Origin of the sequence: Actinoplanes teichomyceticus ATCC 31121, assembly GCF_003711105.1 — a bacterium.
Classification (GTDB): domain Bacteria; phylum Actinomycetota; class Actinomycetes; order Mycobacteriales; family Micromonosporaceae; genus Actinoplanes; species Actinoplanes teichomyceticus.
In genome coordinates this window covers 5,797,356-5,810,001 of sequence record NZ_CP023865.1, presented here as the reverse complement: position 1 = coordinate 5,810,001, position 12,646 = coordinate 5,797,356, and the positions used below count along the sequence as shown (strand labels likewise).

General features: G+C 73.2%; 8 protein-coding genes. 6 read left to right on the top strand and 2 right to left on the bottom strand.

Going from position 1 to position 12,646, the window contains the following annotated elements; genetic code table 11:
* Positions 1-27 precede the first annotated feature (27 nt).
* From ACTEI_RS25430 to ACTEI_RS25410, 5 genes are all read left to right on the top strand, one after another.
* On the top strand, positions 28-5,754 hold the full coding sequence (locus ACTEI_RS25430; RefSeq protein WP_122979965.1) for a type I polyketide synthase: 5,727 nt from the start codon (positions 28-30) through the stop codon (positions 5,752-5,754).
* Positions 5,751-6,188, top strand: a complete 438-nt coding sequence (locus ACTEI_RS25425; protein WP_122979964.1) for an acyl-CoA thioesterase — start codon at positions 5,751-5,753, stop codon at positions 6,186-6,188. Before ACTEI_RS25430 ends, ACTEI_RS25425 begins: the two co-directional genes overlap by 4 nt.
* 10 nt (positions 6,189-6,198) lie before the next feature.
* On the top strand, positions 6,199-6,723 hold the full coding sequence (locus ACTEI_RS25420) for a flavin reductase family protein (RefSeq protein WP_122979963.1): 525 nt from the start codon (positions 6,199-6,201) through the stop codon (positions 6,721-6,723).
* Positions 6,720-8,078 carry a cytochrome P450 gene (locus tag ACTEI_RS25415; RefSeq protein WP_122979962.1) on the top strand — a complete coding sequence of 453 codons (1,359 nt, stop codon included), beginning with the start codon at positions 6,720-6,722 and terminating at the stop codon, positions 8,076-8,078. Before ACTEI_RS25420 ends, ACTEI_RS25415 begins: the two co-directional genes overlap by 4 nt.
* A gap of 199 nt (positions 8,079-8,277) precedes the next feature.
* Positions 8,278-8,916 (top strand): MerR family transcriptional regulator, encoded by a 639-nt coding sequence (locus tag ACTEI_RS25410; protein WP_164466102.1) that lies wholly within the window; start codon positions 8,278-8,280, stop codon positions 8,914-8,916.
* On the opposite strand, the gene ACTEI_RS25405 is transcribed toward ACTEI_RS25410, so the two are convergent.
* Both ACTEI_RS25405 and ACTEI_RS25400 read right to left on the bottom strand, forming a co-directional pair.
* Positions 8,895-9,674: a helix-turn-helix domain-containing protein gene (locus ACTEI_RS25405; protein WP_122979960.1), complete on the bottom strand. Its 780-nt coding sequence runs from the start codon at positions 9,672-9,674 to the stop codon at positions 8,895-8,897. The two genes, ACTEI_RS25410 and ACTEI_RS25405, sit on opposite strands and share 22 nt — an antisense overlap.
* 390 nt (positions 9,675-10,064) lie before the next feature.
* Positions 10,065-11,255, bottom strand: a complete 1,191-nt coding sequence (locus ACTEI_RS25400; RefSeq protein ID WP_122979959.1) for a nucleotide disphospho-sugar-binding domain-containing protein — start codon at positions 11,253-11,255, stop codon at positions 10,065-10,067.
* Positions 11,256-11,439: 184 nt separating this feature from the next.
* On the opposite strand from ACTEI_RS25400, the gene ACTEI_RS25395 reads away from it, so the two are divergent.
* The gene (locus ACTEI_RS25395; RefSeq protein ID WP_122979958.1) at positions 11,440-12,645 is read left to right on the top strand and encodes a nucleotide disphospho-sugar-binding domain-containing protein; all 1,206 of its coding nucleotides are present in this window, start codon (positions 11,440-11,442) and stop codon (positions 12,643-12,645) included.
* The last annotated feature ends 1 nt before the right edge of the window (position 12,646 follow it).

Below are 12,646 nucleotides of genomic sequence, written 5' to 3'. Positions count from 1 at the left end.
CCACCATCACGAGGAGAACGTGCCCGCATGAGCAGGATCGCCATCGTCGGCATGGCGTGCCGATACCCCGACGCCACCTCGCCGCGTGAACTCTGGGAGAACGCCCTCGCCGGCCGCCGCGCCTTCCGCCGGCTGCCCGACGTACGGATGCGGCTCGACGACTACTACGACGCCGACCCCGGCACCCCCGACCGTTTCTACGCCCGCACCGCCGCGGTGATCGAGGGCTACGAGTTCGACCGGGTCGGCTTCCGCATCGCCGGCAGCACCTACCGGGCCACCGACCTCACCCACTGGCTGGCCCTGGACATGGCTGCCCGGGCGCTCACCGACGCCGGCTTCCCCGACGGCGAGGGGCTGCCCCGCGAGCGCACCGGCGTGGTCGTCGGCAACACCCTCACCGGCGAGTTCAGCCGCGCCGCGCAGCTGCGTCTGCGATGGCCGTACGTGCGCCGCACCACCGCCGCCGCGCTGCGCGAGCAGGGCTGGGACGACGAGCGGACCGCGGCCTTCCTCGACGCCCTGGAAACCCGCTACAAGCAGCCGTTCCCGCCGGTCGACGAGGACACCCTCGCCGGCGGGCTGTCCAACACCATCGCCGGGCGTATCTGCAACTACTTCGACCTCAACGGCGGCGGCTACACCGTGGACGGTGCCTGCTCGTCGTCGCTGCTGTCGGTCACCACCGCCTGCCGGTCCCTGCTCGCCGGTGAACTCGACGTGGCCGTGGCCGGCGGCGTGGACCTGTCCATCGACCCGTTCGAGATCATCGGCTTCGCCAAGACCGGCGCGCTGGCCCGCGAGGAGATGCGCGTCTACGACCGCCGCTCCAACGGCTTCTGGCCCGGCGAGGGCTGCGGCATGGCCGTGCTGATGCGCGAGGAGGACGCCCTCGCCGCCGGCCGGGAGGTGTACGCCACCATCGCCGGCTGGGGTGTCTCCTCCGACGGCAAGGGCGGCATCACCCGGCCCGAGGCGGACGGTTACCGGCTCGCCCTGCGCCGGGCGTACGACCGCGCCGGCTTCGGCATCGACACGGTCGCCCTGTTCGAAGGGCACGGCACCGGAACCGCCGTGGGTGACGCCACCGAACTCGGGGCTCTCTGCGCCGAACGCGCCGCTGCCGACCCGCACGCCGCGCCCGCCGCGATCGGCTCGATCAAAGCCATGATCGGGCACACCAAGGCCGCCGCGGGCATGGCCGGGCTGATCAAGGCCGCGATGGCCGTCCGGCACGGCGTGCTGCCACCCACCCTGGGTTGCCCCGACCCGCACGAGCTGCTGCAGCGCGACAACGCCCCGCTGCGCGCCCTGCGCAGCGCCGAACCCTGGCCGCCCGAGCAGCCGATCCGCGCGGGGGTCACCGCGATGGGCTTCGGCGGCATCAACACCCACGTCGTGCTCGACGCCGCCCGCCCGCACACCCCGGCACGCTTCGACAGCCGCACCGCCGCGCTCGCCACCTCTCTGCAGGACGCGGAACTGCTGCTCGTCGAGGCCGACTCACCGCAGAACCTCGGCAGCCGTCTGACCGCCCTGCGCGAGCAGGCCGAGATCATCTCGTACGCGGGCCTGGCCGATCTCGCCGTGAACCTGCACGCCCAGCTCTCCGGCCGACCGTACCGCGCCGCCGTGGTCGCCTCCTCCCCGGAGGAGGCCGTCCGCCGGCTCAGCCGCGTCATCGACGCGCTCGCCGCGGGGGAGACCCGGATCAGCGGCACCGGCTGCTTCCTCGGCCACGTCAGCACCCCGGGCCGGCTCGGCCTGCTCTTCCCCGGCCAGGGCTCCGGGCGCGGCACCAGCGGCGGAGCCCTGCGTCGCCGGATCGCCGCGGCAGCCGACGTCTACACCCTCGCCGCGCTGCCGAGCACCGGCGACATGGTCGCCACCGCCGTCGCTCAGCCGCGCATCATCACCGGCTCGCTGGCCGGGCTGCGCGCCCTCGACGTGCTCGGGCTGGCGGCGAGCGTTGCGGTGGGACACAGCCTCGGCGAACTCGCCGCGCTCGGCTGGGCCGGGGTCATGGATACCGCCACGCTGCTGCGCGTGGCCGGCGAACGCGGCCGCACGATGGCCGAGCACAGCGCGTCCGGCACGATGGCCAGCCTCGCCGCGGGACCCGACCGCGCCGCCGCGCTCACCGCCGGGCTGGGCGTGGTCGTGGCCGGGCACAACGGGCCCGGGCAGACCGTCGTCGCCGGTGCCGTGGACGCCGTACGGCAGGTCGTCGAGCGCGCCCGTACCGCCGGCGTCGACGCCCGCGAACTCGCCGTCTCGCACGCCTTCCACTCACCCCTGGTCGCCGACGCGGCCGGAGCGTTCGCCGCCCGGCTCACCGGCGAACGGTTCGGCCCTCTCGGCAAGCGGGTCGTGTCCACCGTCACCGGTGAACCGCTGACCGCCGGCACCGACGTGCCCGCCCTGCTGCGCCGCCAGATCACCGACCCGGTGCTGTTCGCGCCCGCGCTGACCCTGGCCGCCAAGGACGTCGACCTGTTCGTCGAAGTCGGTCCGGGCCGGGTGCTCACCACGCTGGCCGACAGCATCACCGAGGTGCCCGCCGTCGCGCTGGACACCGACGACGAGTCGCTGCGCTCGCTGCTCACCGTGGCCGCCGCCGCGTACGCCATCGGCGCCGCCGACCGCTACCCGGCGCTGTTCACCGACCGCCTCAGCCGCCCCCTGCCCGACCGGCCGCAGTTCTTGGCCAGCCCGTGCGAGGCCGCACCCGCCATCGACCTGCCCGCCGTGCCCCCACCCACGCCCGCGGCGCCGGACGCCACCGGCCCGGCGGAAAGCACCGGGGAGACCACCGTCGAGCTGCTGCGCCGCCTCGCCGCCGACCGCGCCGAACTACCGGTCAGCCTGGTGCACGACACCAGCCTGCTCCTCGACGACCTGCACCTGAGCTCCATCACGGTGGGCCAGATCGTCAACGAGGCGTCCCAACTGCTCGGCGTGCCCCCGGCGCAGGCCCCGGCCCACTTCGCGACCGCCTCGCTCAGCGAACTCGCCGACGCCCTCGACGAGCTGACCCGCACCGCACCCGCCACCACCCCGGCACCCGCGATCGACGGCGCCGCGCCCTGGGTGCGCGCCTTCGCCGCCGACCCCGTCGACGTGCCACCGGCCGCGCCCGCGCCAGCCGGAGACGGCGGCCGCTGGCAGATGTACGGCGACGGCGCCGACGCACTGCGTACGGCGCTGGAACGCACCGCCCTGCCCGGCGGGGTGCTGGTCTGCCTGCCACCACGGTGCACCGGCGCCCAGCTGGAACCCGCGCTGCTGGGCGCACAAGCCGCGCTGCGCGGCCCGCAGGACGGCCGGTTCGTCGTCGTCCAGGACGGCCAGGACGCCGTCGCGCTGGCCAAGACCCTGCGCCTGGAGGCCCCGTGGCTACCGGTGACCGTACTCAACCTGCCGGATCTGCCGGACGCGGCCGAGCGGGTGGCCGCCGAGGTGGCCGCCACCACCGGCTACCGGGAACGCCACTACGACGCCGACGGCACCTGCCGCACCCCGCTGCTGCGGGCCCTGCCGGTGCACGCCGGCCGGGAGCAGCCCGTGCTCGGCCCCGGCGACGTGCTGCTGGTCACCGGCGGCGGCAAGGGCATCACCGCGGAATGCGCGCTGGCGCTCGCTGCGGACAGCGGGGCGAAGCTGGCCCTGATCGGGCGGTCCGACCCGGCCGGAGATGCCGAACTGGCCGCGAATCTCGACCGGATGAGCGCCCGCGGCCTGACCGTGCGCTACCAGCAGGCCGACGTCACCGACACCGCCTCGATCGCCCGCGCGGTCACCGCCGTCACGGCCGAGCTCGGACCCGTCACCGCGATCCTGCACGGCGCCGGCCGCAACGAGCCCGCCGCGCTCGCCCGCCTCGACCTGCCCACCCTGCAAGCCACGCTCGCCCCCAAGGAGGACGGCCTGCGTGCGGTGCTGGCCGCCGTCGACCCGGCGGCGCTGCGCCTGCTGGTCACCTTCGGCAGCATCATCGGCCGCGCCGGGCTGCACGGCGAGGCGCACTACGCCACCGCCAACCACCGGCTCGCGCAGCTGACCCGCGAACTGGCGGACCGGCTGCCGGGCTGCCGTACCGTCTGCCTCGAATGGTCGGTGTGGTCCGGCGTCGGCATGGGCGAACGCCTCGCCGTCGTGGAGACGCTCACCCGCCAGGGCATCCGCGCCATCACCCCGGACCAGGGCGTGACCATCCTGCGACGGCTGCTGTCCGACCCGGACACCCCCAGCGTGGTCGTGGTCACCAGCCGGGTCGACGAGTTGGACACCCTGCGCTACGCCCGCCGCGAGCTGCCCATGCTGCGCTTCGCCGACCGGGTGCTCGCACACACCCCGCACGTCGAGTTGATCTGCGAGACCGACCTCAACGCCGGTACCGACCCCTACCTCGCCGACCACGAGCTCGACGGCAACCTGCTGTTCCCCGCGGTGCTCGGGCTCGAGGGCATGGCGCAGGTCGCCACCGCCCTGACCGGCCACACCGGGCTGCCGACGTTCGAGCAGGCCGAGTTCCCGCGCCCGATCGTGGTACCCCCGCAGGGCCAGACCGCCATCCGCATCGCAGCCACCGTCACCGGCGACGACACCGTCCAGGTCGCCATCCGCAGCGCGGAGACCGGGTTCGCCGCCGACCACTTCCGCGCCCGGCTGCGCTGGGCCGAGCCACCCGCCCAGGAGCCGCCCGCCAACCCCGGCGACGCCACCCCGGTCGCGCTCGACCCGGCTCGCGACCTGTACGGCGACACCCTGTTCCAGGGCCGGCGGTTCCAGCGGCTGACCCGGTTCCTGCGCGCCGCTGCCCGCGAGGTCACCGCCGAGGTCGGCGTGGCCGGCCCGGACGGCTGGTTCAGCCCCTACCTGCCGGGTGAACTGCTGCTCGGCGACCCCGGCGCCCGCGACGCGTTCATGCACGGCAACCAGGTGTGCGTCCCGGATGCCACGCTGCTGCCCGTGGCCGTCGACCGGCTCCGGCCCGGGCGCCTGGGCGGATCCGGCCCGGTGCGGTTCCACGCCACCGAACGCGCCCAGGACGGCGACACCTACATCTACGACATCACGGTGCGCGCGCTCGACGGTCGAGTCCTGGAGCGTTGGGAGGGGCTGCGGTTGCACGCGGTACGTCACCGCGGCGCGGCCGGCCCGTGGGTGCCCGCGCTGCTCGGCTCGTACCTGCAACGCAGCGCCGAACAGCTCACCGGCGCGAGCCTCGCCGTGGCGGTCGAACCCGGCGGTACGGGGGACCGGGCGCAGCGCCGGGCGGTCACCGCCACCGCCCTGTCCCGTGCGCTCGGCACCCCCGCACAGGTCCGCTACCGCCCCGACGGTCGCCCGGAGGTCGACGGCGGCCGCACCGTCTCGGCCTCGCACGGCGCCGGGGTCACCCTCGCCGTGGCCGGTGACGGTCCGCTGGCCTGCGACCTGGAACCGGTCGCCGCCCGGTCCGATCCGGACTGGCGGGGGCTGCTGGGCGCCCACACCGCCCTGGCCCGGCTGCTCGCCGCCGACCTCGCCGAACCGCTGGACGTGGCGGCCACCCGGGTGTGGACGGCGATCGAATGCCTGCACAAGGCGGGGCTGGAACCACACGCGCCGCTGACCGCGCTGCCCGCCGGTTCCGCCGGCTGGGCCGTGCTGGCCTCCGGTGACCTGCGCATCGCCTCGGTCGTCACCACCCTGCGCGACGTGCCCGGCCCGGTCGTGGCCGCGGTGCTCACCGGCGGGAGGACGGCATGAGCGAGTTCTACGAATACCGGCACACGGTCGGCTTCGAGGAAACCAACATCGTCGGCAACGTCTACTACGTCAACTATCTGCGCTGGCAGGGCCGCTGCCGGGAGATGTTCCTGCAGCAGCGGGCCCCGGAGATCCTCGCGGACCTGCGCGACGACCTCAAGCTGTTCACCCTCAAGGTCGACTGCGAGTTCTACGCCGAGATCACCGCGTTCGACGAGCTGTCGATCCGGATGCGGCTCGTCGACCTGGCGCAGACCCAGATCGAGTTCAGCTTCGATTACGTACGGCTGGAGCCCGCCGGTTCGGACACGCTGGTCGCCCGCGGCCGGCAGCGCATCGCGTGCATGCGCGGCCCCAACACCCGCACCGTGCCCGCCCGCGTGCCCGAGGCCCTGACCCGGGCGCTCGCGCCGTACGCCACCGCATCGCCATGAGGAGGCTGCCATGGACGGACAACTGAGAACAGCTTCTGCGGATCTCCGGGCTTTGCGCCGTACGTTCGCGGCGTTCGCCACCGGGGTGACGGTGCTGACCGTCGGCGGTTCCCGGCCGCACGGGATGACGGCGAACTCGTTCACCTCGGTGTCGCTGGACCCGCCGCTGGTGCTGGTGTGCGTGGACCGTACGGCGGTGATGCACCAGCGGGTCCTCGACGCCGGCAGCTTCGCCGTCTCGGTGCTCGCCGCCGGTCAGCACCAGGTGGCCCGGCACTTCGCCGACCGGCGCCGGCCGCTGGGCCTCGCCGAGTTCGACGGCATCGCCTGCGAGGCGGGACCGGCCACCGGCGCGCCGCTGATCGGCGGCGCGCTGGCGGGCTTCGAGTGCGTGCTGCGGCACATGTACGACGGCGGCGACCACAGCATCGTGGTCGGTGAGCTGCTGTCGATGCGTCGTGCCGACGGCGACGACCCGCTGCTGTTCCTCGACGGCCGGTTCCGCCAGGTGCTCGCGGCCGAGGTGACGCGATGACGGCCGTGGCGCGCACCGCCGTGCCCCCGGGACCGAGCGGCCCGGCGCTGCTCGGCGTGCTGTGGAAGCTGGGCCGCGACCGGCTCGGCCTGATGTCCTCGGCAGCGTCCTACGGCGACGCGGTGCGCCTGGCCCCCGGGCGCCGCGGCCTGTACTTCTTCAACCATCCCGAGCACGCCAAGCACGTGCTCGCCGACAACAGCGAGAACTACCACAAGGGCATCGGGCTCGCGCAGGCCCGCCGGGCGCTCGGCGACGGGCTGCTGACCAGCGAGGGCCGGCTGTGGCGCGACCAGCGAGCGGTGATCAAGCCGGTGTTCCGCGCCCGCCGCGTCGCCGAGCAGGCCCCGGCGGTGGCGGCGGAGGCGATGCTGCTGGTCGAGCGGCTGCGCGCGTACGCCGGCCGGGGCCCCGTCGACGTCGTGCCGGAGCTGACCGCGCTGACCCTGGGCGTGCTGGGCCGTACCCTGCTCGACGTCGATCTGAGCGGGTTCACCTCGCTCGGGCACTCCTTCGAGGCCATGCAGGACCAGGCGATGTTCGAGATGGCGTCGCTGGGCACCGTGCCGCACGCCTTGCCCCTGCCTCGCCAGCGGCGCTTCCGGCGGGCCCGGCGGGACCTGGACGCGGTCGTCGGCCGGCTGGTCGCCGAACGACGGATGCGTGGTGGGTGGCGTGACGGCGAGGACGCGCTGTCTCGGCTGATCCGCGCCTATGAGGACCTCGGCGATCCGCAGGCCGGGCGACGGCGCATCCGCGACGAACTCGTCACGCTGCTGCTGGCCGGCCACGAGACCACCGCGAGCACGCTGGGCTGGACGTTGCATCTGCTGGACCGGCATCCCGAGGTCCGTGACCGGGTCGCCGCGGAGGCCCGCGAGGTGCTCGACGACCGGGCGCCGGAGTACGAGGACCTGGCGCGGCTGACGTACACGTCCATGGTGGTCGCCGAGGCGATGCGGTTGTACCCGCCGGTGTGGATGCTCTCGCGCAAGGCGCAGGCCCCGGACGTGATCGGCGGCTACCGGGTGCCGGCCGGCGCCGACGTGCTGATCTGTCCGTACACCCTGCATCGGCACCCGGCGCTGTGGCGGGACCCGGATCGCTTCGATCCCCAGCGGTTCGCGCCCGAGGCCCGCGCGCAGCTCTCGCGTTACGTCTACCTGCCGTTCGGTGCGGGCCCGCGGTTCTGCGTGGGCAACCAGCTGGGCCTGATGGAGGCGGTGTTCGTCGTCGCGGCAGTCTGCCGTGACCTGCGTCTGAGCACCCGGCCGGGGCACCGGGTCGTGCCCGAGCCGATGCTGTCGTTGCGCATCCGCGGCGGTCTGCCGGTGCTGGTGCAGCCTGTGCGCTGAGAAGCCTTTACACCACCCCTGTGATCATGGAACGTGAGGGGGGTGGGACCGCCGGTCGGTAGGTTCCGGCTGACCTTTAGGGCGACTGCCGATGCCTTCTTGATCACCTAAGATCGACGAAGCGTGATGATCAAATTGCGCTTCGTGTTCATAAGGTGAGATGGGCGGTCCTGCTGGCCGTCCGGACGGAGGACGCGGGATGCGCATCTCTACACTAGCTGAGATCAGTGGTGTGCCGGTGCCGACCATCAAGTTCTACATCCGCGCGGGGCTGCTCGCGGCAGGCCGGCCGACCGCCCGCAACCAGGCGGAGTACGGCGAGGAGCACGTGACCCGGCTGCGGCTGATCCGGATCCTCACCGGACCGGGCCGGCTGAGCCTGGCCGCCGTGCAGCGCATCCTGGAGGCCCTGGACAGCACCGGCATGGTGCCGGGGGAGCGCTGCCGTGCCACGATCTGGGCGCTGTTCCCGGACGCCTCCGACGAGCGGGGCGCCGGCGTGGATCGCGCGCGGGTGATCGTCGACGACTTCGTCGACCGCCTCGGCTGGTCGGTGGACGCCGACTCCCCGGGCCGCAGCGCGCTGACCCAGGTGCTCGCGGCGCTGCATCGTCTCGGCATCGCCTGCGACGCCGAGGTGTTCCGTCCCTACGCCGAGGCGGCCGAGCGGATGATCGCGGCCGAGCCGGTGAGGCTGCCCGCCCCGACCGCCGAGGCCGCGGTGGCGCGCACGGTGCTGCTGGGCGTCGCGTTCGAGTCGATGCGCCTGCTGGCCAGCGAGCACCGGATGCTCAACGATCCTCCAGCCGCCAAGCCTCAGGCTGCCAAGGCGTCGTAGCTGCCCCGGTGCAAGGCGTCCACCCGGGCGTTGAACAGCGCGAGCAGCACCGGCGGGTCGATGGTGCGCATCGGGCTGAGCGTCAGGTCGGCGCCCTGCACCAGCTGCTCGCGGCGCACGGTCAGCGGCTGACTCGTCGCCACGTGCACCTCGTGATCCAAGCTGAGCGCGGCGTCCACCGCCGGCGCGTCGCCACCGGCCACCGACTGCGACATCAGGTACCAGGTGCCCTCCGGCACGTCGTCGAGCCGGAACGACCCGGTGCCGTTGAGGATCGTGCACCGCACCGGCAGACCCTCCGGCAGCGGATCCGGGAACAGCCCGAGGAACACCAGGCCGAGCGGGACCGGTCCGGTCGCACGCACCCGCCCCTGCACCGAACCGGTCGCCCGGTCCCGGCTGGCGTCGCGGGGGATGTCGCCGTCGAAGCCGCCCAGCCGCCGGTACGTCGTCGGGGGCATGCCCACGCTGCGGGTGAACCGCGAGCTGAAGGTGCCGACGCTGTTGTAGCCGACCCGCAGGCTGATGTCCGCCACGTTGAGGCTGGTCGAGGTCAGCAGCCGCTTGGCCTCCTGCAGCCGCAGCGCCGACAGGAAACGGCCCGGGGAGATGCCGGTGACCCGACGGAAGATGCGCGAGAAGTGGAATTTGCTGAACATGGCCGCGCGTGCCATGTCATCAATGGTCAACGGCTCGCCCAGGTTGTCGTGCATCGTCAGGATAGCTCGCTCGACGGCTTTCTCGGCGGTGTTCTCCACGTGAAACTCCCTGAATGTGCAAGCGTTCGCGAATGATCGCCGCCATTGCTGACAATGGCGCGCTCAAACAAATGGCGAAGAATGGGAGGACTCGTCATCGGTCGGGAACCGAAAGCGATGAAAGCATTTCGATGTATCGATCTTAACCCGGAGCGTGAGGATCGGCAAAGGGTGACGATGATGCACCCCAATGGCTAGTGGCACTATCGACTACCGGTTCTCGGAAAGAAACAACGGCTATCCGCTAATGGGATGACGTTGGTGAACTGCGTGTACCCGAGCCGGGCCGCCATTGCCGGGCGTCGGTTTCCTGGCAATGTTGCCGTTCGTCCGAATCGGCCCCGGGTCCGGCGGCCGGGCAAGGAGAGCAAGGGTGAAGAAAAGACCCGGCTACGCCCGGGCGAGCGCGGTAAGCCGATCGACCACGGCGGACGGTGCCGGGAGTTGCTCGATCTCCCGGCTCAACCGCTCGGCCGCCGCGCGCGGCCCGGAGCCGGTCAGCAGCTGCTGGGCGGCCGCGCGCACGGCGGCGGCATCCAGCCGGTCCGGCTGCAGGGCGATCCCGGCCCCCGACTCGGCCAGCAGCCGCGCATTCGTCGGCTGATCAGCCATCATCGGCACGGCGATCTGCGGTACGCCCAGCACCGCCGCGGTGATCAGCCCCGCGGCGCCACCCTGGCTCACCATCGCCGAACAGGTCGGCAGCAACTGATCCAGCGGCAGCCCACTCACCACCCGAGCGCCCGCCGGCAGCTCACCGAGCCGGTCGCGGTCGCCCTGCGACAGCGCGAGCACGATCTCGGCGTTCAGCCCGGCGAGCCCGTCCAGGATGGTCGGCACGAGAAAGCCGCGATCGCCCATGTACACGGTGGTGTTGGTGCCCCAGGTGACACAGATCCGCGGGCGGCGCGGCGGCTCGGCCAGCCATCCCGGCACCGTGCCCGAGCCGTTGTACGGCACCGGCCGCACGCTCAGCCGCCCGGCCAGCCCGGGGATCTGCAGCGCGGCCGGGAACGGGTCGATCGTGACCGCCGCAGTGTCCTGCTCGGCCCGCGCACCGTACCGGCGGTACAGCTCGAGCAGCCGCTGCGGCCAGCGCACCGGTTCGTGATCGTCCACGTGCCGCCCACCCATGCCCAGCCCCGTCTTCGGCCAGTCCGGCCCCCAGGAGAACCGCACGAACGGCACCTTGAGCACCTCGGCGAGCAGCGGACCGGCGTACACCATGGAATCGGCGACCACCAGATCGGGCAGCCACGCCTCGCCCAGGGCGACCAGGTCCGCGGCGCACGCCTCGGCGGTGCGGATCCACGGCTCGGTCGGTCCCGCCCCGGGCGCCCCGCGGCCGTCGGCGTGATGCAGCTGCTGCGGGCGTTGCCGGAGGAAGCCCACCGCCTCGCTCTGGAAGTCGCTGTCCCCGCCGACCTCCACCGCGGGCAACCCGGCCTGAGTGATCGCCGGCAGCACCCGGCGCTGGCTGGCCACCCGCACGTCGTGCCCGGCCGACCGGAACGCCCAGGCCAGCGGCGTCATCAGGAAGGCATGGCTCGGGATGGCCAGGGGCAGGAACAACACACGCATCGCAACTCCTCGTCCTCGACTGCCATTGCCCGCCAGCCTCGCCGCTGCCGCACCCGCCGTGCATCTTCCGGACCGCTCTCTTGCCACTCGCCGGCCGCGAACGCACACACGAAGATGCCGGGCCCGCACGCCGCTCGCGAGGATGACGGCAGACCGGACTTTTTGCCGCAGCCCAGGAGGCGATGTGCGCATTCTCTTCACCCCGCTGGCATCCACCCCGCACGTGAACGCCATGGTCAGCCTCGCCTGGGCGGCCCGGGCCGCCGGGCACGAGGTGCGCTTCGCCGCGCAGCCCGCCGTCCGCGACGCCGTCGTGCAGGCCGGCCTGCCCGTGGCCGTCGTCGGCGCGTCTCACGACCTGATCGCCGACATCATGACGTTCCTCAAAGCCAACCCGCAGTCCATGCGTCCCGGCGGGCGCGTCGGCGCGATCAGCGGGGCGCCGCAGGGCCGCTTCGGGCTGCCCTGGATCCGCTCCGCGCAGGCCTGCGCGCCGGAACTGGTCGCGTTCGGCGAGGCGTGGCGCCCGCACCTGGTCGTCACGGACCCGATGTTCTACGCCGGCCCGCTGCTCGCCGACGTGCTCGGCGTGCCGCTGATCCGGCACCTGTGGAGTCCGGACTGGACGAAGGCCGGCTACAGCATGGGCGGCTTCGCCGAGGGACAGACCCGCGCGGAGTGGCCCGAGGAGCTGCTGGAGCTCTACCGCTCGTACGGCGCCCGCACCGAAACCGACACCGCGGCGTGCACCGTCGACCCGTTCCCCCCGGGCCTGCAGCTGCCCGGGCTGACCGGCCGGGTCAGCGTGCGCGGCGTGGCCTACAACGGCACCGGCGACATCCCGCCGTGGCTGTCCGAGCAGCCGACCCGTCCCCGCGTGCTGGTCAGCCGCAGCACGTCCAACATGCCGTTCCTGGGCGCCGCCCGCTCCTACCTGACGACCGTGCTCGGCGCCCTGAGCGACCTCGACATCGAGGTCGTCCTCACCCGCGAGGCCGCCGACGCCACGAACGCGACCGACTTCCCGGCGAACGTGCGGCTGATCGACCAGGTGCCGTACGACCTGGTGCTGCCCACCTGCGCGGCGATCGTGCACCACGCCGGCGCCAGCTCGCTGCTGACCTCCTCGAGCCTGGGCGTGCCGCAGGTGACCATCCCGATGCTCGGCGACCAGCCCGCCAACGCGGCACTGCTCGCCAAGACCGGCGCCGGGATCCACCTGGACTTCGGCTCGCTCGACCCGGCGGACATCCGCGCAGCGGTCCAGCAGGCCGTGTCCGACCCGCAGATGCGCGACGCGGCGGCCCGGCTCAGCGCCGGCGCCGCCCGCGAAATGCCGCTGACCCGGGCGGTCGACCTGCTCGCCGACATCGCCCGGGTCCCCGCATAAC